This is a genomic window from Metabacillus herbersteinensis (genome assembly GCF_042433335.1).
Classification (GTDB): domain Bacteria; phylum Bacillota; class Bacilli; order Bacillales; family Bacillaceae; genus Metabacillus; species Metabacillus herbersteinensis.
In genome coordinates this window covers 410341-434389 of record NZ_JBHLVO010000001.1, presented here as the reverse complement: position 1 = coordinate 434389, position 24049 = coordinate 410341, and the positions used below count along the sequence as shown (strand labels likewise).

The 24049-nt window shown below is 36.7% G+C and carries 25 protein-coding genes and 1 other annotated feature; of the genes, 23 read left to right on the top strand and 2 right to left on the bottom strand.

The genetic code is table 11. The annotated features are described in order from the left end of the window. Positions 1-10 precede the first annotated feature (10 nt). The 21 genes from ACFFIX_RS02195 (at position 11) to ACFFIX_RS02095 (ending at position 21445) form a co-directional block, all read left to right on the top strand. Positions 11-730, top strand: coding sequence for a winged helix-turn-helix domain-containing protein (locus tag ACFFIX_RS02195; RefSeq protein ID WP_378930035.1), 720 nt, complete (start codon positions 11-13; stop codon positions 728-730). Next, positions 723-2477: a two-component system histidine kinase PnpS gene (gene pnpS / locus ACFFIX_RS02190; RefSeq protein WP_378930033.1), complete on the top strand. Its 1755-nt coding sequence runs from the start codon at positions 723-725 to the stop codon at positions 2475-2477. Before ACFFIX_RS02195 ends, pnpS begins: the two co-directional genes overlap by 8 nt. Before the next feature lie 327 nt (positions 2478-2804). Further along, entirely contained in the window at positions 2805-3773 is a 969-nt protein-coding gene (gene hflK, locus ACFFIX_RS02185) for an FtsH protease activity modulator HflK (RefSeq protein ID WP_378930031.1), read from the top strand. Continuing rightward, on the top strand, positions 3763-4698 hold the full coding sequence (gene hflC / locus ACFFIX_RS02180; protein WP_378930029.1) for a protease modulator HflC: 936 nt from the start codon (positions 3763-3765) through the stop codon (positions 4696-4698). Before hflK ends, hflC begins: the two co-directional genes overlap by 11 nt. A gap of 126 nt (positions 4699-4824) precedes the next feature. Then, complete coding sequence (gene polA, locus ACFFIX_RS02175) at positions 4825-7455, top strand: DNA polymerase I (RefSeq protein ID WP_378930027.1); 2631 nt, start codon at positions 4825-4827, stop codon at positions 7453-7455. A gap of 14 nt (positions 7456-7469) precedes the next feature. Continuing rightward, positions 7470-8306: a DNA-formamidopyrimidine glycosylase gene (gene mutM / locus ACFFIX_RS02170; RefSeq protein ID WP_378930026.1), complete on the top strand. Its 837-nt coding sequence runs from the start codon at positions 7470-7472 to the stop codon at positions 8304-8306. 168 nt (positions 8307-8474) lie between these two features. Further along, entirely contained in the window at positions 8475-9113 is a 639-nt protein-coding gene (ytaF, locus tag ACFFIX_RS02165) for a sporulation membrane protein YtaF (protein WP_378930025.1), read from the top strand. Between the two features lie 27 nt (positions 9114-9140). Beyond that, the gene (gene coaE / locus ACFFIX_RS02160; protein ID WP_378930024.1) at positions 9141-9734 is read left to right on the top strand and encodes a dephospho-CoA kinase; all 594 of its coding nucleotides are present in this window, start codon (positions 9141-9143) and stop codon (positions 9732-9734) included. A gap of 164 nt (positions 9735-9898) precedes the next feature. Beyond that, complete coding sequence (locus ACFFIX_RS02155) at positions 9899-10921, top strand: glyceraldehyde-3-phosphate dehydrogenase (RefSeq protein ID WP_378930022.1); 1023 nt, start codon at positions 9899-9901, stop codon at positions 10919-10921. A gap of 261 nt (positions 10922-11182) precedes the next feature. Continuing rightward, entirely contained in the window at positions 11183-11563 is a 381-nt protein-coding gene (speD, locus tag ACFFIX_RS02150; protein WP_378930020.1) for an adenosylmethionine decarboxylase, read from the top strand. A 143-nt stretch (positions 11564-11706) separates the two neighbouring features. Further along, the gene (locus ACFFIX_RS02145; RefSeq protein ID WP_378930018.1) at positions 11707-12108 is read left to right on the top strand and encodes a cytosolic protein; all 402 of its coding nucleotides are present in this window, start codon (positions 11707-11709) and stop codon (positions 12106-12108) included. A gap of 77 nt (positions 12109-12185) precedes the next feature. Next, the gene (gene nrdR / locus ACFFIX_RS02140) at positions 12186-12644 is read left to right on the top strand and encodes a transcriptional regulator NrdR (protein WP_378930360.1); all 459 of its coding nucleotides are present in this window, start codon (positions 12186-12188) and stop codon (positions 12642-12644) included. Positions 12645-12740: 96 nt separating this feature from the next. Beyond that, on the top strand, positions 12741-14147 hold the full coding sequence (locus tag ACFFIX_RS02135; protein WP_378930017.1) for a replication initiation and membrane attachment family protein: 1407 nt from the start codon (positions 12741-12743) through the stop codon (positions 14145-14147). Positions 14148-14175: 28 nt separating this feature from the next. Beyond that, positions 14176-15108: a primosomal protein DnaI gene (gene dnaI / locus ACFFIX_RS02130; protein ID WP_378930358.1), complete on the top strand. Its 933-nt coding sequence runs from the start codon at positions 14176-14178 to the stop codon at positions 15106-15108. 272 nt (positions 15109-15380) lie between these two features. Then, positions 15381-15782, top strand: a complete 402-nt coding sequence (locus ACFFIX_RS02125) for a nuclease-related domain-containing protein (RefSeq protein WP_378930015.1) — start codon at positions 15381-15383, stop codon at positions 15780-15782. Positions 15783-16449: 667 nt separating this feature from the next. Continuing rightward, positions 16450-17253, top strand: coding sequence for a putative sporulation protein YtxC (gene ytxC / locus ACFFIX_RS02120; RefSeq protein ID WP_378930013.1), 804 nt, complete (start codon positions 16450-16452; stop codon positions 17251-17253). A gap of 440 nt (positions 17254-17693) precedes the next feature. Continuing rightward, the gene (gene thrS / locus ACFFIX_RS02115; RefSeq protein ID WP_378930011.1) at positions 17694-19625 is read left to right on the top strand and encodes a threonine--tRNA ligase; all 1932 of its coding nucleotides are present in this window, start codon (positions 17694-17696) and stop codon (positions 19623-19625) included. A 130-nt stretch (positions 19626-19755) separates the two neighbouring features. After that, positions 19756-19891 (top strand) — a sequence feature (ribosomal protein L20 leader region). An 87-nt stretch (positions 19892-19978) separates the two neighbouring features. Next, on the top strand, positions 19979-20497 hold the full coding sequence (gene infC / locus ACFFIX_RS02110) for a translation initiation factor IF-3 (RefSeq protein ID WP_378930356.1): 519 nt from the start codon (positions 19979-19981) through the stop codon (positions 20495-20497). A gap of 22 nt (positions 20498-20519) precedes the next feature. Next, the gene (rpmI, locus tag ACFFIX_RS02105) at positions 20520-20720 is read left to right on the top strand and encodes a 50S ribosomal protein L35 (protein WP_378930009.1); all 201 of its coding nucleotides are present in this window, start codon (positions 20520-20522) and stop codon (positions 20718-20720) included. Between the two features lie 33 nt (positions 20721-20753). Continuing rightward, positions 20754-21113, top strand: a complete 360-nt coding sequence (gene rplT / locus ACFFIX_RS02100; protein WP_378930007.1) for a 50S ribosomal protein L20 — start codon at positions 20754-20756, stop codon at positions 21111-21113. Positions 21114-21175: 62 nt separating this feature from the next. Next, complete coding sequence (locus ACFFIX_RS02095; RefSeq protein ID WP_378930005.1) at positions 21176-21445, top strand: DUF1294 domain-containing protein; 270 nt, start codon at positions 21176-21178, stop codon at positions 21443-21445. A gap of 11 nt (positions 21446-21456) precedes the next feature. Here the strand turns inward: ACFFIX_RS02095 and ACFFIX_RS02090 are convergent, their stop codons facing one another. Further along, positions 21457-21849 carry a sigma-w pathway protein ysdB gene (locus ACFFIX_RS02090; protein ID WP_378930004.1) on the bottom strand — a complete coding sequence of 131 codons (393 nt, stop codon included), beginning with the start codon at positions 21847-21849 and terminating at the stop codon, positions 21457-21459. A gap of 135 nt (positions 21850-21984) precedes the next feature. On the opposite strand from ACFFIX_RS02090, the gene ACFFIX_RS02085 reads away from it, so the two are divergent. Together ACFFIX_RS02085 and ACFFIX_RS02080 are read left to right on the top strand one after the other, a co-directional pair. Further along, positions 21985-22473, top strand: a complete 489-nt coding sequence (locus tag ACFFIX_RS02085) for a dUTP diphosphatase (protein WP_378930002.1) — start codon at positions 21985-21987, stop codon at positions 22471-22473. A gap of 72 nt (positions 22474-22545) precedes the next feature. Beyond that, the gene (locus tag ACFFIX_RS02080; protein ID WP_378930000.1) at positions 22546-23631 is read left to right on the top strand and encodes a M42 family metallopeptidase; all 1086 of its coding nucleotides are present in this window, start codon (positions 22546-22548) and stop codon (positions 23629-23631) included. Positions 23632-23748: 117 nt separating this feature from the next. Here ACFFIX_RS02080 and sspI read toward each other — a convergent pair whose 3' ends face one another. Further along, positions 23749-23961, bottom strand: a complete 213-nt coding sequence (gene sspI, locus ACFFIX_RS02075; protein WP_378929998.1) for a small acid-soluble spore protein SspI — start codon at positions 23959-23961, stop codon at positions 23749-23751. Positions 23962-24049: the final 88 nt, after the last annotated feature.

The following is a 24049-nucleotide window of genomic DNA, read 5'->3' as shown; positions in this document are numbered from 1 at the left end:
GGAGGCATATATGAGTAAGAAAATTTTAGTAGTAGATGATGAACAATCAATCGTTACGTTGCTTCAGTATAATCTTATACAGGCAGGGTATGAAGTAATAACCGCTTCGGATGGAGAAGAAGGATTAGCTAGTTGTATCAGTGAAGAGCCTGATTTAATGGTTTTAGATTTAATGTTACCAAAAATGGATGGCATTGAAGTTTGCAAAGAACTTCGACAACGAAAAATTATGGTACCAATTTTAATGCTCACTGCTAAGGACGATGAATTTGATAAAGTACTAGGTCTTGAGCTAGGTGCAGATGATTATATGACAAAGCCTTTTAGTCCTCGCGAAGTTGTTGCTAGGGTAAAAGCAATTTTACGAAGAACAAAAACGTCAAATGAGCTAGATGTTTCAGACGGTGAGTCTTCTGAACGGATTATGATTGCCGACTTAAAAATACTACCAGAACATTATGAGGCTTATTATGGTAGTGAGCGTCTTGACTTGACTCCAAAGGAATTTGAACTACTAGTTTATCTAGCTAAACATAAAGGTCGTGTATTAACACGCGATCAACTCTTAAGCGCAGTATGGAATTATGATTTTTCTGGGGATACAAGAATCGTGGATGTTCATATCAGTCATCTTCGCGAGAAAATTGAAAATAATTCAAGAAAACCTGTTTACATTAAAACAATACGAGGGTTAGGCTACAAGCTAGAGGAGCCAAGGATGGATGAATAGGTTTCGCTCTCGATTACTTTTTGCACTTATTACATTAATAATTGTCGTTCTAGTCGGATTAGGCTTAATATTGGGTCAAATCTTTAATAGTTTCTATATGAATAGCTTTAAAGAACGTATTGAACGTGATGCCCGGTTAACAAATTTATTTATCTCTGAAGAAGGATTAAGTACTTTAGATATCAACGTATTGTTAGAAGATTTGAGTGAGACATTTAAATCTAATATCACGATCCTAAGTCCTGAAGGGAAAATTACCTATCATTCAGGTGATCAAAGTGATTTTGCACTATCAAAAGAAAGCATCGAAAAACACATGGAAAAGAAAAAAGGGTTTCACATTACTGATGCAGAGGAAGAATTAGCCTATTATGGCTTACCAATTTTCGAAAATGGAGAACTAAAAGAAATTGTCGTTTTAAGTGCTCCAATAGATTCATTAAAAAAAGTAAATCAACAAATTTGGGCTTTGCTAGTTGCTAGTTTAGGATTAGCGTTTGTTGTTATATTACTATTAGGAGTAAGAATTACGGCTCAATATACAAGACCAATAGAATCAGCTACAAAAGTGGCCATGGAATTGGCAAAAGGAAACTATAAAGCTAGAACTTATGAAGATCATCTTGATGAAACAGGAATGTTAAGTCAGTCCATAAATATATTAGCTAGAAATCTCCAAGACATGTCACGAGCACAAGAGATGCAGCAAGACCGCTTACAGACATTAATTGAAAATATGGGGAGTGGCCTTATTTTAATTGATGGAAGAGGCTACATCAATCTTGTCAATCGAGGTTATAAGGAACTATTTGAAGTAGAATCTGGTGATTTTCTTTATCACTTGTACTATGATGCCTTCAAGCATAAAGAAGTAATTGATGTTGTTGAAGAAATATTTATGACAGAGGTAAAAGTAAGGAAACAACTACATCTACCACTTAAAATTGAGAGAAGACATTTTGAAGTATATGGTGCTCCAATTATTGGGACGAATGATGAATGGAAAGGAATTGTTCTCGTATTTCATGATATCACCGAGTTAAAGAAACTTGAACAAATGAGAAAAGACTTCGTTGCCAATGTTTCACATGAACTTAAAACACCTATTACATCAATAAAGGGGTTTAGTGAAACCTTATTAGATGGTGCATTGTCAGATCGCCAAACAGCTGAGTACTTTCTTGCGATTATTTTAAAAGAAAGTGATCGCTTGCAGTCCCTCATTCAAGATTTATTGGATTTGTCTAAAATTGAACAACAAGGATTTAAATTATCGATCCAGCCATGTGATGTAGTTGAAATGTTAAATGAAATTATTTTTATGTTAAAATGCAAAGCAGAAGAAAAGGAAGTAGAACTACTGTTAGCCACGCCAGATGAGGAAGTTTACATATTAGGAGATTTAAATCGATTAAAGCAAGTATTTATTAACTTAGTCAATAATGCGTTGACCTATACTCCTAAGGGCGGAAAAGTAAGAGTTGTAGTCGATGACAAAGATGACAGTGCAAATATTATTGTCAATGACACGGGAATTGGTATAAGCGAAGAAGAAATCCCAAGAATTTTCGAACGATTTTATCGCGTAGATAAAGCAAGGGGCAGAAATTCGGGTGGAACAGGCCTAGGGCTAGCAATTGTGAAGCACCTTATTGAAGCGCATAAAGGGCATATAAGCGTAACGAGTAAGGTTGGACAAGGTACTACCTTCACAGTTAAATTTAATAAAAATTATATAGAAAAATAGCTTACTTGTAAGGAAATTATCATTTACTATCTATAAGTTACCTTTATTTAGTTAAAAATTGTCCACCTTTAGGCACTTTTACAATATCTTTACAACTTATTAAAGCTATCTTAATAAACAGTTGGTAAGATAACAAGTGAAAACCCCTTCATCCAAGGAGCCAAACTTTTGGACGAGAGCATTTATGTTCTCGTCCCTTTTTTTGTTTTCGAAATTGGACCTTTTTGAAACCTTTGCCTAATCAGAACCGTATATAAATAAGCATATAACATAAAAGAGTTCGTACATTAGTAAAAGGGTGACTCATTATTACGAGGGGGATATAGCTTGAATTTAAAACGAGTGGGAGCAATCATTGGTTTTTCATTATTAATTGGTGTTTTAGGTCTTGTCGCATTTACAACATGGTACACAGTGGATGAGTCTGAGCAAGCTGTTATGATCACGTTAGGAGAAGTAGAGGATGGAATCAGTGAGCCTGGTCTTCATTTTAAATGGCCGTGGCCGATTCAGTCAGTAGAAGTTCTTTCAAAAGAAACATTTAGCTTACAGTTTGGATATGAAGAGAAAGAAAATGGAGAAATCAAATCGTTTCCTAAAGAAACAAAGATGATTACTGGAGATGAAAATATTGTTCTCGCAGACTTAGTTGTTGGCTGGAAAATTACAGACCCTGGGAAATATTTATTTAACTCAGAAAATCCAGAAGAAATTTTACTTGATGCGACTTCTGCATCGTTACGAAGTATTATCGGAAGATCTAAAATCGATGATGCTTTAACATCTGGAAAAGTTGAAATTGAAACAAATGTGCAGGAATTGCTTACTTCTTTAATGGCAGACTATGACATCGGAATTACAATTATCACGGTAAAGCTACAAGATGTAGATTTGCCTAACGCAGATGTACGTAAAGCATTTACAAATGTAACAGACGCCCGAGAAACTATGAATACAAAAATCAATGAAGCCAATAAATACAGAAATCAACGGACAGAAGAAGCACTTGGTGAAAAAGATGCTCTTATCTCAAGAGCAGAAGGTGACAAAACAGCGCGAACAGAACAAGCACGTGGGGAAGTTGCAAAATTCAACGCTGTTTACAATGAATACTTAAATGCAAAAGGAATTACAGAAAAACGACTGGTCCTAGAAACAATCGAAGAAGTTCTTCCTAATGCTGAGATTTACATTATGAAGGATAACGGCAATACGATGAAATATTTGCCGCTAAAAGATTCAACAAAACCTGTTGCACCGATTGAGCAAGAAGGGAGTGACAAAAATGGACAATGAAAATGTTGTGAATATAAATGAGAAAAGTAAAAAACCTTTTTCACTGCAAAAATATATTCGCGGTGGTCTCTTTCTCTTACTGGCGATCATCCTCTTGATAACATTAATCACGAACCTGTTTATCGTCAAAGAAAATGAATACCGTGTTGTTCGTCAATTTGGAGAAGTTGTGCGAATCATTGAAGAACCAGGTTTGAACGTGAAAGTTCCATTTATACAATCTGTGACAACACTACCTAAGTATCAAATGATCTACGATGTAAAAGAGGCTGAAATTAACACCAAGGATAAGAAACGTATGCTAATTGACAATTTTGCCATCTGGAGAGTTGAAGATCCTAAGAAAATGATTTCTAATGCCCGTACCCTCGTAAATGCAGAAACAAAAGTTGCTGAATTTGTATTTTCTACAGTCAGAGCAGAGTTAGGAAATTTAAATTATGACGAAATCATTAATGATGAGAAATCTTCACGTGGAAGCTTAAATGATCAAGTCACTGGAATCGTAAATGAACTGTTAGAAGGAGCAAATTACGGAATTGTTGTAACAGATGTACGAATTAAGAGGACAGATTTACCGCCTGAAAACGAGCAGTCCGTTTATACTCGAATGATTTCGGAGCGAGAATCAACTGCTCAAGGGTATTTATCAAAAGGTGACGCAGAAAAGAACAGAATAATTGCCAATACTGATCGAGAAGTTAAAGAACTATTAGCAAAAGCAAGTGCAGATGCAGACGTGATCCGCGGTCAAGGGGAGCAGGAAGCTGCTAAAGTGTATAATCAGTCGTATTCAAAGGATCCGGAGTTCTATGAAATGTATCGAACATTAGAATCATATAAGAAAACAATCAAAGATGAAACAGTAATTATCCTGCCATTTGATTCTCCTTATACAAAATTGTTAATGGGAGAAACCGAGTAAGAAAAATTGAAGTAGAAAGGCCGTGGTTTTTCATTCTATTTGTAGTCATGATAGAATAGAAGAAGAAAACTAACGGCCTTTTTTTTGTCTTAAAATTCCAAAAGATACGATAAGGAGGAAAAACCTTTGACTAAAAAACTTGTACTAATCGATGGAAACAGCATTGCCTATCGTGCCTTTTTTGCTCTTCCGTTATTAAATAATGATAAAGGTGTACATACAAACGCAATTTATGGTTTTACCATGATTTTGAAGAAAATCCTTGAGGATGAAAAGCCTACACATCTTTTAGTGGCCTTCGATGCTGGAAAAACGACATTTCGTCATAAAACGTTTAGTGAATATAAAGGAGGACGCCAAAAAACGCCACCAGAGCTTTCTGAGCAATTTCCTTTTATACGAGAATTGTTAGATACATATGGCGTTTCAAGATATGAGTTAGAGAACTATGAAGCAGATGATATTATTGGTACGCTTTCCCAAAAAGCCGAAAGAGACGGATATGAAGTTAAGGTTATTACAGGTGATAAGGATTTAACACAGCTTGCAACAGATAAAATAACGATTGATATTACTAAAAAAGGGATAACCGATGTTGATTCCTACACTCCAGCCTTTATTGAGAAAAAGTACGGATTAACACCAAGCCAAATCGTAGATATGAAAGGACTAATGGGAGATTCCTCAGATAATATCCCAGGAGTACCTGGTGTTGGAGAAAAAACAGCAATTAAACTGTTAAAGGAATTTACCACATTAGAAAATGTTTTGAAATCTATTGATCAAGTTTCAGGTAATAAGTTAAAAGAAAAACTAGAAGAAAACAAACAACAAGCATTAATGAGTAAGGAGCTCGCGACAATTGATTGTGATGCCCCACTTGAAATCACACTCGACGAAGTGCTGTACGAAGGATATGACGTGAATAAGATTGTTCCCCTTTATAAAGAACTAGGCTTTAACTCACTGCTTGATAAGCTCGCTGACGAAATAGAAGTCGAAGAAGAAGAGGTTGAAGACATATCGTTCATTGTTGCTGAGAGTGTGACAGACGAAATGTTATCAGATGAAGCAGTATTATTAGTTGAGGTTATGGAAGAAAGCTACCATAATGCCGATATTATTGGGTTTTCGATCATTAATCAACAGGGCCATTATTACTTGTCAACTGAAATAGCACTACAATCCGACAAATTTAAAGTCTGGGCTGAAGATGAGTCAAAGAAAAAGACGGTTTATGATGGGAAAAAATCGATTGCGTCACTTCGTTGGAAAGAGGTTTATCTTGAAGGTGTCGTGTTTGATGTTTTAATGGCAGCCTATCTATTAAATCCATCTGAAACATATTCCGATATTGCAAGTATCGCAAAAAGTAGCAACATTCATATTGCAAAAACTGATGAAGCTATTTATGGGAAAGGTGCAAAAAGAGCTGTCCCAAACAAAGATGAACTGGCTGAGCATCTTGTGCGAAAGGGTCTTGCTCTATCACACCTAAAAGAGAAACTTGAACAAGATCTTGAAAAAAATGATCAATCTGACTTGTTTTATCAATTAGAATTGCCACTTACGATCGTCTTAGCGGATATGGAAGCAACAGGTGTTAAGGTGGATGTGAATCGTTTAAAAGAAATGGGAAAAGAATTAGCAGAGCATCTTGCTCGGCATGAACAAAATATCCATATGCATGCAGGTGAATCGTTTAACATTAATTCTCCAAAACAGCTAGCTACAATTCTTTTTGAAAAGCTAGGGCTCCCGGCTTTGAAAAAAACAAAAACTGGTTTTTCAACCTCTGCAGAAGTGCTCGAGAAATTAGCGGAAAAACACGAGATTGTTCAAGAAATTCTACATTATCGTCAGCTAGGAAAACTTCAATCAACCTATATTGAAGGTTTGCTAAAAGTTGTTCACAAAGACACAGATAAAATTCATACCCGATATAATCAGACGCTCACACAAACAGGTAGATTGAGTTCTACAGACCCTAATCTTCAGAATATCCCGATTCGACTAGAAGAAGGACGGAAAATTCGTCAAGCATTTGTCGCTTCAAAAAAAGACTGGGTTATTTTCGCAGCTGATTACTCTCAAATTGAGCTACGTGTTTTAGCACATATTGCAAATGACGAAAACTTAGTGGAAGCATTCCGACAGGATCTAGATATCCATACAAAGACAGCTATGGACGTTTTTCATGTGAATAAGGAAGAAGTTACTTCTGATATGAGAAGGCAAGCCAAAGCCGTTAACTTTGGAATCGTCTATGGAATTAGTGACTACGGATTATCTCAAAACCTAGGGATAACCCGTAAAGAAGCTGGTCAGTTTATCACCCGCTATCTTGAAAGCTTTAAAGGTGTACAAGATTACATGGGAGAGTCCGTACAAGAAGCTAGAGACAAAGGCTATGTAAAAACGTTACTTCACAGAAGACGATACATTCCTGAAATTACAAGTAGAAATTTCAACGTACGCAGTTTTGCAGAACGAACAGCAATGAACACGCCAATTCAAGGGAGTGCTGCAGATATCATTAAAAAAGCAATGATTGATATGGCAGAACGATTAGAGGCAGATAATTTGCAGACAAAGATGCTTCTACAAGTACACGATGAATTAATTTTTGAAGCACCTAAAGAGGAAATTGAGATTTTAGAGAAAATTGTACCAGAAGTTATGGAAAATGCTGTGAAACTAAATGTGCCACTAAAAGTAGACTATGCATATGGGACTTCATGGTATGAAGCAAAATAAAAGGAAGTGAGTTAATGCCAGAGTTACCAGAGGTTGAAACTGTAAGGAAAACGTTAGTACAGCTTGTAAAAGGAAAAACCATTGACAATGTAGAGGTTCGCTGGCCAAAAATTATTAAGAAACCTTTGGAAATTGAACAATTCACAGATGCTTTAGTTGGACAAACCATTCTTGATATTGATCGCAGAGGCAAGTTTTTAAAATTCATTTTAACTGATTATGTTCTTGTTTCTCATCTTCGTATGGAAGGGCGCTATGGGGTCCATCAGCCTGACGAACCATTAGACAAGCATACGCATGTTATCTTTACTTTTGAAGACCAATCTCAACTTAGATATCGTGATGTGCGGAAATTTGGTACGATGCATTTATTTAAGAAAGGAGAGGAAGACTCATCGCTCCCTCTCTCTCAGCTTGGAATTGAACCCTTTTCAGAGGAGTTCACACTGAATTATCTTCAAGAGAAGTTGGCAAAGACCAATCGAAAGATAAAAGTTGCTCTTCTCGATCAAGGCATAGTGGTAGGGTTGGGAAATATCTATGTTGACGAAGCTTTGTTCAGATCGGCTATTCATCCTGAACGACTGGCGAAAGAGTTGACAGAAGAGGAATTAACCGTCTTACAAAGAGAAATTGTCTTAACATTATCAGAGGCTGTGGAGCAAGGTGGGAGTACGGTGCGATCCTATGTAAACACACAAGGTCAAATCGGAATGTTTCAAAATCAACTTTTTGTCTACGGTCGAACAAATGAACCTTGTACGAAATGCGGTGTACCATTAACCAAAACAGTTGTTGGTGGAAGAGGCACTCACTATTGTACAAACTGTCAGAAAAGGGATCAGCTCTAGCTGGTTCCTTTTTTGTCGTCAATCACGAGCTTATATTAATAAAATAGCCATATGGACAGCTCAATCCGTATAAACATAAGGTAGGTTACCACTATTGCCCCTCACTTTCACCACTTCTGGGCTATCTTCATATACTGTTTTAGCAATCGGTAGGAAGGGGCTAGGCTAATGGTTCAATATGTTTCACTTATATTATTAGCGTTTGCAGTAAGCTTAGATAGTTTTTCTGTCGGTTTTACGTACGGATTACGTAAAATGAGTATGCCGATGAAGTCAATTTTTATTATTGCCTGTTGTTCAGCTGTTACGTTGTTAGTTGCAATGATGATTGGGAATATTTTAACGATGGTTTTTCCTGTTTATGTGACAGAAAAATTAGGTGGCACGATTCTCGTACTCATCGGTGCTTGGGTATTGTATCAATTTTTCAAACCAGTTAAAGAAGAAATGACGAAGGAAGATACTGAAAAAACCTTGTTGAACCTAGAAATTAAGACATTTGGCATTGTGATCAATATCTTAAGAAAACCTACAACAGCGGATATTGATAAATCTGGTACAATCACAGGAATCGAAGCGTTTTTATTAGGGGTGGCACTTTCACTTGACGCATTTGGAGCTGGGATTGGAGCTGCGCTCTTGGGCTATTCTCCTCTCGTGATGAGCATTCTTGTCGCCTGCATGAGCTCGTTATTTGTCTCAATTGGCATAAAATCAGGTTATATTTTCTCTGAATTTGACTGGATGGACAAATTTTCTTGCCTCCCTGGTATATTACTTATTATTATAGGTATATGGAAACTATAGTCTCCGAAACCAACGGGAGGTCAAATCGTGACAATGGTAATTGGACTTACAGGTGGAATTGCAAGTGGAAAAAGCACAGTCTCCAACATGATAAGAGAACAACAAATTCCTATTGTTGATGCCGATTTAATTTCAAGGCAGGTAGTCGAGGTTGGAAAGCCAGCTTATCACCAAATACAAGAAGCTTTCGGCTCTTCCATTCTAAATGAAGATGAAACAATTAATCGAGAAAAATTAGGCAGCATCATTTTTCAAGATGAGAAAAAACGTTATCTGCTGAATTCAATTGTGCACCCAGCGGTTCGCAAAGAAATGCTTCAGCAAACAGGGATGGCAAAGAGAAACAAAGAACGTGCCGTTGTTTTGGATATCCCACTCCTTTTTGAAAGTAAGCTAACTCAAATGGTCGAAAAAACTCTTCTTATATACGTTGATGAAAACACACAATTAGAACGCTTAATGAACCGAAATAGCTATCTTAAAGAAGAAGCATTAAGTAGAATTCAGTCTCAGATGCCACTTAAGGAAAAAGTAGAGCTAGCTGATGAAGTGATTAACAACAACGGAACCATTAATGAAACTAGACAGCAACTGAATAGGATATTGGAGAAGTGGTTGTAGTAATAGAGGGCATTTTATATGTCCTCTTTTTTGTGCGCTTACTTAACTCAGTATTTTTTTAAATAAATATTTTAATTAATCATTCCATTATTCGGTTAATATGATATACTAATTACATCAAAACACTTAATAAGTATAACACATAGGCTGGAAGGGGTAATATGATGAGGGTCAACATAGCAATTAACGGTTTTGGCCGTATTGGTAGAATGGTTTTTAGAAAAGCAATTTCTGAGGAAAACTTGAATATCGTGGCGATAAATGCAAGCTATCCAGCAGAAACATTAGCGCATTTAATAAAATATGATACAAATCACGGGGCATTTCAAGGGGATGTTATTGCTAAGGATGATCATTTAATTGTAAACGGTAACAAGGTTCTTTTGCTTAACAATCGTGACCCTCGCGCGCTTCCATGGAATGAATTAAATATTGATATTGTCATTGAAGCAACAGGTAAATTTAACTCAAAGGAAAAAGCAATTCTACATGTTGAAGCGGGAGCCAAAAAGGTCATTTTGACGGCCCCAGGTAATAATGAGGATATTACGATTGTAATGGGTGTAAATGATGATGCCTTCGATACTGAAAAGCATACGATTATTTCAAATGCATCTTGTACAACAAACTGTTTAGCACCTGTAGTAAAAGTATTAGATGAGCAATTCGGAATTGAAAATGGACTGATGACAACGATCCACTCCTATACAAATGATCAAAAAAACATTGATAATCCACATAAAGACTTAAGAAGAGCCAGAGCATGTGGGCAATCAATAATTCCAACCTCAACAGGAGCAGCAAAGGCATTATCGCTCGTTTTACCACACTTAAAAGGTAAATTGCATGGTATGGCATTACGCGTTCCAACTCCAAATGTTTCGCTTGTCGACCTAGTTGTTGATTTAAAGAGAGAAGTAACTCTAGAAGAAATTAATAGTGCATTTATAACAGCAACACAAGGATCGTTAAAATCAATCCTAGATTTTTCAACAGAGCCGCTTGTATCAATTGACTATAATTCAAATTCTCACTCAGCAATAATTGATGGATTATCCACAATGGTCATTGAAGGAACAAAAGTAAAAGTTCTAGCATGGTATGACAACGAATGGGGCTACTCATGTCGAGTTGTTGATTTAGCTAGCATGATTTCAACAAAAATGAAGAACTATTCAACTGTATAAACTATGGTAAAAAAATGATGCAAATAATTGCTTCATTTTTTTTTATTTTTTGTTAGTGCTTACATTATTTTTTTTCGAAAAGTGTGTTGCAAAAATAAAGTAAAGGAAGTATACTATTTTTCGTGAACTTCTTATGAAAGTTATGGCAATGTGGCTACTTAAAGGGTTAGGACCTCTCTGGACTAACTTTCCCCCGTGGTAGTTAAACACGACTATAACAAAGAATTCATGTATAAAAATGTTAAAGGGGGATCCATGAATATGGAAACAATGGGACGTCACGTAATTTCAGAATTATGGGAATGCGATTTTGATAAGTTAAATGATATGGATTTTATTGAAAAGACTTTTGTAAATGCAGCTTTAAAATCAGGTGCTGAAGTAAGAGAGGTTGCATTCCACAAGTTTGCTCCACAAGGAGTTAGCGGAGTTGTTATTATCTCTGAATCACATCTAACTATTCACAGCTTTCCAGAGCACGGCTATGCGAGCATTGATGTTTATACATGTGGTGATATGAATCCAAATATTGCTGCAGATTATATAGCAGAAGCTTTAGGTGCACAAACTCGTGAAAATATTGAAATTCCACGTGGAATGGGACCTGTAAAAGTAAAGCAAGCTCAAGTTAAAGCTTTATAAATTCGTAAATATTCTATTAAAAATGCTCGAGGTGCCGATTAATTGATCAGCACCTCTTTTTATTATGTGTAAAACTCTGTATCATAGGAGTATATGCACAATTCGACAAAACTGATCGAATTGTTTAAAAGGAGATCATTAGAATGAGTATGATACGCAATGTACAAGATTTTTTCTCTACCCATCAGGAAACCTCTGAGAACCATCGGGATCCTCAGTTAAGAAGCCATTATTACAAAACGACACCGAAAAAGGCACTGGCTGCTGTTCAAGATATAATTACACAAATACCTGGTTACACAATCACTTCTGTTTCAGAAGACCGCGGCGAGGTTAGTGTAAATATTACCAAACCTCAAAAAGCATTTATGGTAATCACAGTTATATCGATTCGACCATTTGAAACGGCAGTTGATTTTTCAGTCACATCTGACCGGTTATTACCTGCTTCCTTTGGATTAAGCAAAAAGGTTATCATTTCTTTATATAAAAGATTAGACAGCACAAATGAACTAATTGGGACAGGAATGCATTCAAACAAGTAACCCCATCTTATGTGGCCTAAGCTATGATAGAAAAAACGATAAGACAGGGTAAACTCTTCACGATTGGAGCTAGCTATATGAAATGTCCTACATGTCAACATAATGGAACAAGAGTACTTGACTCACGACCAGTAGATGATGGGAGATCAATCCGCCGCCGTCGTGAGTGTGAGCAATGTCAATATCGATTCACAACATTTGAAAAGGTTGAAGAAATTCCGCTAATTGTTGTGAAAAAAGAGGGTACAAGAGAAGAATTCAGCAGAGAAAAGATGCTCAGAGGTCTTATAAAAGCGTGTGAAAAGCGCCCTGTACCATTGCAAAACTTAGAAGACATCGTTCACGATATTGAAAAGGATCTACGAAACCAAGGGTCATCTGAAATAAATAGTGAGCTTATTGGTGAAATGGTAATGGACAGGCTTGCTCGAATTGACGAAGTCGCATACGTCCGCTTCGCCTCTGTGTATCGTCAGTTTAAAGACATAAATGTGTTTATAGAAGAATTAACCGACTTAATTAAAAAAGTTAGGTAAGAGCGTGAAGAATACAGCTTCTAGCTCTTTTTTTTCAATTAAATAGTGTGTAACCTTCTCGATTAAATAGATTGTATGTGAAAGGTTTGAAGTGAAATGGGTCAACATTGGAAGGAACTACTTGCAATTGATCGTTATGTTGTTCGGAGCAACTGCGTCCTTCAAGATTTTGATCGGAAAATATTAACCATGCTCTATCAACCGCTTATTGGATCAATGGCTTATAGTCTTTTTATGACTCTTTGGAGTGAGATGGAGCAGGATCGATTGTGGGGAGAAGAGACCACTCATCATAGCTTGATGGTAATGATGCAAAGTAATTTAAACGGTATTTATCAGGAGCGGCTTAAATTAGAAGGCATCGGTCTCTTAAAAACGTACTTTGAAGACAAAGGCGAATACAAAAGGTATGTCTATGAGTTACAATCCCCACTAAATCCAAATGATTTTTTTCAAGATGGGGTATTAAATATTTATCTCTATAATCGAATTGGCAAAAGTAAATTTCAACAGCTAAAACGTTTTTTCTCTGATCGGCAAGTTGATAAAGAAGTTAAAGAAGTGACTCGTACATTTAATGACGTCTTTCATTCCTTACACCCAGCAGAAATGGCTTCAAGAATGACCGAAGAATCCATTCAAGACATATCGAATACAGCAAACACCCAATATGTTCAGGCGGAAGACCCAGGAGAAATTATCATCAGCTCAACTGAATTCAATTTCGATTTACTGTACAATGGAATCTCAGAAGCAATTATTCCAAAAAAATCAATTACATCAGCAGTTCAAGAAACAATAAAAAAACTCTCTTACTTATATGGAATAGATGCCATTGAGATGAAAAATGTACTGATGAGTGCGATTGAACATGATGATTCCATCAATCTTGAATTGTTAAGAAAGTCTGCAAGAGATTGGTATCAGTTTCAACATGGTGATAAGCTACCAGCATTATCGGAGAAAACGCAGCCAGCTACTTTAAGAACAGTACAAGATAAGAAGGATCGCACGAAAGAAGAAGAATTAATTTATCAATTAGAGACCATCTCACCAAGACGATTTTTAAAAGATGTTTCTGGCGGAATTAATCCTACTGCATCAGACTTGCAAATTATCGAGGAAACAATGTTTCAGCAAAAACTAGAGGCTGGAGTCGTTAATGTTTTAATTTACTATGTTATGCTTAAAACAGATATGAAGCTTTCAAGAGCTTACGTTCAAAAAATCGCAAGTCACTGGTCGAGAAAAGAATTAAAAACGGTTAAAGCAGCTATGGATCTCGCGAAACAAGAACATCGTCAATACCAAGAATGGGCAGAAACGAAAAATAAACCTAAGCCTAAAAAAGCGGCAATTCGAAAAGAACTTCTTCCAGCGTGGCTAAAAGATGAACAAACCGAACCGAAAGAAAAGAAAGTCAATGCTTCTGAGCAAGTAAATTTTGAAGCCGAAAAGCAAAAGCTCGCCGAACGAATACAAAAGTTCAAAAATAATCAATAAACTTCATAGGTGAAGTGAGGTGTATACAGTGGAATATATGAGCAAATCATTTCGTGATTTAATTAAAAGACCAGAGTTCAAAGAACGATATGATCATCAAAAGAAACAAGTGAAAAATGATCCAGAAGTACAAGCTTTTTTAAAAGAGCATGCTTTTGAAATCGAAGAAGGTATGATCGATCGAAGCTTAGTTAAATTATATGAATTTACAACTCAGAGTAAAAATTGTAAGGATTGTCCTACGCTAGCTGAATGCAAAAATCTTCTAGAGGGCTATCATCCGAGGCTTGTAATTCAAGGAAAGTCAATTGACCTTCAATATGATAAATGCCCGAACAAGGAAGCTCATGATGAAAGAAAGAAACATGAATCCCTAATAAAAAGTATGTATATACCTAAAGACATTCTTAAGGCTCAAATTGATAACATCTCACTTGATGAACCAGGTCGTTTGAAAGCTGTCAGCTTAGCACAAGATTTTGTTGAGCTTTACAGTAAAACCAATCATCCTAAAGGAATTTATTTTCACGGTTCGTTTGGCGTTGGTAAGACCTATATCTTAGGGGCAATTGCAAATGAATTAGCAGCCAAGAAGGTTTCATCCATGCTTGTTTACGTACCAGAATTTATGCGCGAGCTAAAAGGCTCCTTCCACGATCATTCAATTGATCAAAAGTTAGAAGCGGTAAAAAAAATCCCAGTTCTCATGCTAGACGATCTTGGTGCCGAAGCAATGTCAAGCTGGATGCGAGACGATATTTTAGGAACAATCCTACAATATCGAATGCTCGAAAACTTGCCAACATTCTTCACATCAAACTTTGGGTTTGATGAACTAAAACATCACCTAGCCTTCACTCAACGAGGGGAAGAAGAGCAAGTAAAAGCGTCACGTATCATGGAACGTATCAAGCATATGGCGATTCCCGTGGAACTAACGGGTAGAAATCGGCGAGATTAAACTGTTTCTTTTTGAAGCAGTTTTTTTTGTGGACAGTAACTGTCGAAATTTAAGTGAAATTGTCGAGAAATCGATATATGTCCCAACTTGATTATAAAAGTAACTAACTTGATGATATATTTCTCAACTTGATCATATAAATGGTCAACTCGTTGATATATTTCGAGAGCTGGAGATTTTTGTCGTATTTTCTGAAGAAATGTCTACTTTTATGCAGGATATTTAACTCTCACCTCGAATTCATAAAACAAACCTACGATTGGAGTGTTTAAATGATTGTAAAAGAACGCAAAGTCCCTCTTTCCATCCTCAAACTACAAGCTTTGGCTCGAAGAACACATCCTGACCACCCGAAATTTCAACTAATAAAGGAAAATCTTGCGAAAAGTTTGGCAGGTTATAAAGGTGAAGCAGCAATTGATTATCCACTTAGCCCCCTCCCTGAAAAAAACTATCTCATTCTGCATGACATGCGCCTACAAAATAAACAACATTATTTCCAAATGGATACACTGCTTTTATCTCAAAGCTATCTATTAATTTTAGAGGTTAAAAATATGTCCGGGACTTTACCCTTTGACAACAAGTTTAAGCAACTAATTAGAACGCTAGATGGTAAGCAAGAGTCATATCCATATCCTTTAGTTCAAATTCAACAACATGAAGACCATTGAGATCTTGGTTAGCAAAAAAAATTTCGCTGGTATCCTCATGCATTCACTAGTTGTAATTAGTAGCCCTTACACATTAATTCAAACAAATGTAGATAAAGACCACCTCAACCAAAAGTAATTCACAAAGAATACCTACCACAGATGCTGAGTCAACTAGAAGTCATTTATCCAAAACAGAGACTCTCTGAAAAGGAATTAAAAAAACTAGCTAAAATTTTAGTTAAGCGGGACACTCCTCTAGATAAACAGATTCTCGAACGTTATCAAATCTCCAAGGATGATTTACGCAAAGGAGTTTATTGCCCAAGATGCGAGACGCTTTCAATTATAAGACTTTATAATACATGGATGTGTCCTAAGTGTTCACTTCCCTTCAAAGATGCACACCTTATTTCCCTATATGACTATTTCCTCCTCATTGGTTCTAAAATTACTAATAAAGAATTAAGAGAATTCCTTGACATTTCTTCACCCGCATTATCAACTAGAATACTCACTTCAATGAATCTCCCCTACAAAGGCGAAAACAAAGGTAGGGTTTACGAGCTCGGCCAGCACCACTTTACTATCACAAAAAAATAAAAACAGAAAATCCCTTCCTGACTTCTAAAAAGTTTTCCCAGCCCATATACATAGAATCAGGTATTTGGAAACAGGGGGGACAAACATGCTTGAGATTTTATTTGAGTCTCCGAGAGAGGCGGAAACGATGGTGTCAATTTTTCGTTCCAAGTCTAAGGGAAATGACTCAGAAATTCGCTTGCTTTATTCGAATGGCGTTCAAATTTGTCAAAAAAAATGGAGCAATGTAATCGAACAAGCTGTAATTCCTAGTCTTGTTCACTACATCCTTGAGTATAAAGAGCATCAAATCATGCTTTCAATCATAAGAGAAAACTATTATTTTATAGAACATGAAGAGCAGCAGCAAATTTTACATATTGCTCAGTCCATTATAGAAGGTGAAAGAAAAGAGATTCCAAGAGTCAATCAGTTCCAACCGAGAGAAGAGTTTATCTTAGAAGCTCTTCGACAGTTTCTAACTCCACCTCTTTCCTTCACATTTCAATCATTTCTACAATTTAGGTTGCAGCACTATGTAAAAAGGTTGCGAGAATATGTAGAAGTGGCAATTGAGGAATATAAGCTAGAACAGGAATATCAAACTTTTATCCAAAGTCTAAGAGACTATATCACAGATCGGGAAAGTAAAATTGACACTTTAACGATTCATCATCAAGAACGGTTTATCCTATATGATGAACAGCTAAATGAAATTTCAGAGCTCGACATAAAAAATTATATTGATCGGACATTTATTTATAAACACCCGATGTACATAGATTCAAATCTTTTAGCACCGATCGTTTCAATTGCTCCTAAAATGATTCATTTATATAGTAATGATCCTGATCATGGCATGATTCAAACCATTCAAAACATCTTTCAAGAACGAGTGAAGATTTATTAGGGAGCATGCTTCATTGACAATTTTTTCAGCCGATCACAATTGCTCAGGAAAAGTTACCTTGATTTTCTAACTGAAACGTTCTATAATACGAGTAAATTTCAAACTTTTAAAGTAATGACGAGGACATGAGCTTGTAATCACGGTTCCCAGAGAGGGAAGGGCTAAGCTGAAACCTTCCTAACATGAATAACAAACTTACCACCTCTAAACTTCAGTTGTGAACAGCTAAGGTAGCTTAGTAATTACTGACGGCCATCCCGTTATCGATCTTGAAGCCATGTCTGTAACTATGCAATTGTTATTTTTTACAGATTTTGACGAATGAAGCTTATCATTCGCCAACATGGGAAATTGGGTGGAACCACGACCAGTTAATTAACTCGTCCCTTTTTTAAGGGGCGAGTTTTATTATTTTCTAAAATAAAAAGGAGTGAACAAGGATGTCAGACGTTGTAAAAGTCACTTTTCCTGACGGAGCTGTAAAGGAGTTTTTAAAAAACACGACAACAGAAGAAATCGCGGCATCCATTAGCCCTGGTTTACGAAAAAAGTCAATTGCAGGTAAGTTGAATGGCAAATTTATTGATTTACGCACGCCGATTATTGAGGACGGTGCGTTTGAAATTGTCACACAAGCTGGGCAGGAGGCATTAGAAATTACACGTCACAGTACAGCTCATCTCTTGGCACAAGCAATTAAGCGGCTATATAAAGATGTGAAGCTGGGTATCGGACCGGTAATTGAAAATGGTTTCTACTATGACATTGATATGGAACATAGTATTTCATCTGAGGATTTTCCAACGATTGAAAAAGAAATGAAAAAGATCGTGAATGAAAACTTAGAAATTATTCGCACAGAAGTTAGCCGTGAAGAAGCAAAACAACGACTTGAAGAACTCGGAGATCCGTTAAAGCTTGAACTTCTCGAGGTAATTCCTGAAGGAGAGAAAGTGTCCATTTACGAACAAGGTGAATTTTTTGACCTGTGCCGTGGTGTTCATCTTCCATCAACAGGTAAGATTAAAGAGTTTAAGCTGTTAAGTATTGCTGGGGCCTACTGGCGCGGTGATAGTAATAATAAAATGTTACAACGAATTTACGGAACAGCTTTCTTTAACAAAGCTGACCTAGATGAGCATTTGCGTTTACTGGAAGAAGCAAAGGAACGCGATCACCGTAAGATTGGTAAAGAGCTTAATTTATTTACTTCCTCTCAGCAAGTTGGGCAAGGCTTTCCACTGTGGCTTCCAAAGGGTGCGACAATCCGCCGTGTTATTGAGCGTTACATTGTTGACAAAGAAGAAAGACTGGGTTACCAACATGTTTACACACCTGTACTAGGTAGTGTTGAGCTTTACAAAACTTCTGGCCACTGGGAGCATTATCAAGATGGAATGTTTCCACCAATGGTTATGGACAACGAAGAACTTGTCCTTCGTCCAATGAACTGTCCACATCATATGATGATTTATAAAAATGATATTCATAGCTACCGTGAGCTACCGATTCGTATTGCTGAATTAGGGATGATGCATCGCTATGAAATGTCTGGAGCACTATCTGGTTTGCAACGTGTTCGAGGAATGACACTAAACGATGCGCATATATTTGTTCGACCTGATCAAATTAAAGAAGAATTTATCCGTGTTGTTCGTTTAGTAGAGGCTGTTTACAAAGATTTTGGAATTCACGATTACTCATTCAGACTGTCTTATCGTGATCCAGAAGATACTGAGAAATATTTTGATGATGACGCTATGTGGGAAAAAGCTCAAAGCATGTTGAAAGATGCGATGGATGAACTAGGTCACGACTATTTCGAAGCAGAGGGTGAAGCGGCATTTTATGGTCCGAAGCTTGATGTTCAAGTTCGTACTGCATTAGGAAAAGACGAAACACTTTCAACTGTTCAATTAGACTTCTTACTTCCAGAGCGCTTTGATTTATCATATGTTGGTGAAGATGGTAAGCAGCATCGTCCAGTCGTTATTCACCGTGGTGTTGTTTCAACAATGGAACGTTTTGTTGCCTTTTTAATCGAAGAATACAAAGGCGCATTTCCAACTTGGATCGCACCTGTGCAGGTTCAAGTGATTCCTGTTTCACCTTCAATTCACCTTGATTATGCGAAAAAAGTTCAAGAACAACTTCAGGATGCTGGACTTCGTGTCGAACTTGATGCTCGTGATGAAAAAATGGGCTACAAAATTCGAGAAGCACAAATGCAGAAAACTCCATACATGCTTGTTGTGGGGGACAATGAAGTAACTGAACAAGCCGTAAATGTCCGTAAGTATGGTGAACAAAAATCAGAAACGGTCTCATTTCAACAGTTTTTAAGTGGAATTCTTGAAGAGGTAAAAAGATAATTTCTGTAAAAATGGTTGCACATGTTCAGGATCTTTGATAGAATACTCTTTGTTGTGAAAAACTTATATCAACTTGCAATAGTTGATTTAGCATGGTATACTTTTTAAGGTGAATTGAATAGTCGTTTCATATAGCAAGCAGAAGCACCCGCTTCTCACCTGATTGACGCATCCGAATGTAGTTAACAGGTCACGATACTTTGTACTTTAATTTATGTATAAAATCGTAGTGTGGGTGCATTGTGCACCCACACTTTTTTATTTTGTTCAGATAAAATAATAAAACCTGTGGATGCGAAAAAGGACTATATAGTGAGATGATTCAATTTTTTAATATACCTTGGAGGTGGCTAATTATTAGCAAAGATATGATGGTAAATGACGGAATTCGTGCTCGTGAGGTTCGTTTGATTGGTGCAAATGGAGATCAGCTTGGAATTCAATCTCGACAAGAGGCGTTAGAAATCGCACAAAGAGCTAACCTTGATTTAGTTATGGTAGCTGCAACAGCGAAGCCTCCTGTATGCCGCATCATGGATTACGGAAAATTCCGTTTTGAACAGCAAAAGAAAGACAAAGAAGCGCGTAAAAATCAAAAGATTATCAATTTAAAAGAAGTTCGCTTAAGCCCAACAATTGATGAACATGACTTTGATACAAAGCTTCGTAATGCTCGCAAGTTCCTTGAAAAAGGCGATAAAGTAAAAGCTTCTATTCGCTTTAAGGGTCGTGCGATTACACATAAAGGAATCGGTCAAAAAGTATTAGATCGTTTCGCACAAGAATGTCTTGACTTGAGTACAATCGAGTCCCACCCAAAAATGGACGGACGTAGCATGTTCTTAGTCTTAGCACCTAAAAACGAAAAGTAATGTACCTAAGGAGGAATACCTTATGCCAAAAATGAAAACTCATCGTGGCGCTGCAAAGCGTTTCAAAAAGACCGGATCTGGTAAACTGAAACGTTCTCACGCTTACACAAGCCATTTATTTGCTAACAAATCTACAAAAGCTAAACGCAAACTACGTAAATCTACTGTAGTAAGTAAAGGCGATTTCAAACGCATTCGTCATTTATTAGACAATCTTAGATAAGTAAAGTAGTTCGTTAAATAGGAGGGAATTTATATGCCAAGAGTAAAAGGCGGTATCGTTTCACGTAAACGTCGTAAAAAGGTACTTAAATTAGCAAAAGGTTATTATGGTTCAAAACATACATTATACAAAGTAGCAAATCAACAGGTAATGAAGTCAGGTAATTATGCTTACCGTGACCGTCGTCAGAAAAAGCGTGACTTCCGTAAATTATGGATCACTCGTATCAATGCAGCTGCGCGTATCAACGGTCTTTCATATAGCCGTTTAATGCACGGATTAAAGCTTGCTGGTATCGAAGTTAACCGTAAAATGCTTGCAGACCTAGCTGTTGCTGATGCAAGTGCATTCGCTCAATTAGCAGATGCTGCTAAAGCAAAACTTGATAAATAATTTATCCACAAAAGGTCATTCTCGATAAAGAGGATGACCTTTTCTGCTATGGGGTGATTTAGTTGTTTTTTCTACTAGGGTTCTATTTACTTATTAACTTATATGGTTTTTTTCTAATGCGCTCTGATAAACAGAAAGCCCAACGTAATCAGTGGAGAATAAGTGAAAATACGCTCTGGGTAGTTGCAGTTATAGGTGGAGCTTTAGGACTTACGGTTGGAATGAATAAGTTCCGCCATAAAACAAAACATGCAAAGTTCAAAATAGGGCTTCCGCTTGTGACGGTTCTACAAATCTGTTTAATCCTTTACTTTTGTTACCTTCTAAGGTAACAAAAAAAGCCCTAATGGGGCTTTTTTTGTAGAAACTCTTTAACAGGACTCTTCCACTCAACTTTTGTATGTGGATAGTGCTCTTTTAGCTTTTCCTCAATATACTTAAAGTCTGAGATATCTAGTCCTTGTAGCTTACTTTCTGTTTTTGTCCAAATGAAAATAGAAATGACTTCAAATGAGCGTTCGGTGGTTCCTAAATATTTTTCTCCTTCAAATAATGCTCCCTTATAGGTAACCAGAAAGTTTTTCCGAACATTGTCTCGATCATCTAGCAAGTAAAATTGTTTTTGCTCATGTGCACGCTCGAGTTTTCGTCTAGGATTAAATAAATATTTAAACGCAGTATACATAAGGAAAACGATAACAGCAATTAATAGAACTCTTAATAGTAGTACAATCATGATTCAACGCCTCCGGACGCAATTTGCTTATATACGTATGAGTAGCAGATAAGGTTTCAACTTTTGTGAAATTTGTTATACTTTTTTTATCACTACATGTTTCGGTAGAAAATTAAGCATAAGAGGGTGTATGAAATGAATTTAAACAATTTATTTGAGATGCAACATGAGCTAGATGCTAAAATCCAGTCACAGCATCATTTAGAAAGTGAATCGTTAATTGACCGCAAAATTCTTGCATTACTAGTTGAGGTAGCTGAACTTGCAAATGAAACACGCTGCTTTAAATTCTGGAGTTTAAAGGAACCGTCAGCCATTGAAGTGATTTTAGAAGAGTATGTTGATGGCATTCATTTCATTCTGTCACTTGGTCTAGAGTTGGAAGTATGCAGAGAACTACAGATTAAACCTGAGCTGATTGACTGTAATTTGAATGAACAATTTTTAACAGTCTTTCAAACGATCACTATTTTCCAATCAAATATATCATTAGAAAATTATCGTCAAGTAATTATAGAATATTTACTTTTAGGAAAATTGTTAGGTTTTTCAGAGGAAGATATCGAATCTGCTTATGTATCTAAAAATGAAATTAATCATGAAAGACAGCAACAAGGATATTAGATTTTCAATTTTGTGAATGACGGATTCGTTTAGTATAATGAACATAGATGTTAAATCAAGGGGGCAAATGGAATGACAAAGTTAGATGAAACATTAACGATGCTAAAAGACTTAACAGATGCAAAAGGGATTCCAGGGAATGAACGCGAAGTACGTGAAGTCATGAAGAAATACATAACTGAATACTCAGATGAAGTTTACACAGATGGATTAGGAAGCTTAATTGCTAAAAAAGTTGGCGATGAAAATGGACCTAAAATTATGGTTGCAGGCCATTTAGATGAAGTTGGCTTCATGGTTACTCAGATTGATGATAAAGGCTTTATTCGCTTTCAACCAGTGGGTGGCTGGTGGTCACAGGTTATGCTTGCACAACGTGTGACAATTGTAACGAACAAAGGAGATGTAACAGGCGTAATTGGATCAAAACCACCACACATCCTCCCGCTTGAAGCTCGAAAAAAACCTGTTGAAATTAAGGATATGTTTGTTGATATTGGTGCCTCAAGTCGCGTGGAAGCAATGGAGTTTGGTGTAAAGCCAGGAGATCAAATTGTTCCGTATTTTGAGTTCACGGTAATGAAAAATGAAAAAATGCTCCTAGCGAAAGCCTGGGATAACAGAATAGGCTGTGCGATTGCGATTGACGTATTAAAACAACTAAAAGACGAAAGCCACCCTAACGTAGTTTACGGTGTTGGAACCGTTCAAGAAGAAGTAGGCTTACGTGGTGCACGTACGTCAGCAAATCTTATTGAGCCAGATATCGCATTTGGTTTAGATGTCGGGATAGCAGGCGATACACCAGGGGTTTCTGAAAAAGAGGCAATGGGTAAAATGGGAGACGGACCTCAAATTATTCTTTATGACGCGTCAATGGTTTCGCATAAAGGACTAAGAGATTTTGTTACAGACGTAGCGGATGAGCTAGAAATTCCTTATCAATATGATTCATTAGCAGGTGGCGGAACAGACTCAGGAGCGATTCATATTTCTGCAAATGGTGTCCCAGCTTTATCAGTTACAATAGCAACACGTTACATTCATTCACATGCAGCAATGCTACATCGTGATGATTACGAAAATACAGTGAAATTGATTACTGAAGTTATTAAACGTTTAGATAGTGAAGCGGTTAAAACACTAACTTTTAATTAGAAAAGCGCAAGGCGCCTGGAGCTAGACACAACAACTATAATCATCCCGTTGTCTTAGTTTCCAGCTCTAAATTCTAATATAACTAAAAAAACGGCTTGGCACTTAGTGCCGAGCCGTTTACTGTTTCTTTAATCCATTTTCTAATGTATCTAACATTTCTTGCTTTTCTTGCTCATCCGCATTTTGCCAAATGACTTCAAAGAGAACGCCTAGTCCTGGTAGCATTTTTTCTTCACCGCTGTGAATTGCGTCAACAATCGTGTCTTGTAGTTGATCTTGAGTGTTTCCTGTCACATTTGTGATAACTGCATTTCGTAAATTTAAATCCATTTTTTCCACTCCTTCATAATTAACGAACATAGTTATAGTATTTGTTAAATACACGCTTATTATGTATGATGTGAAGGGAATAATGTAA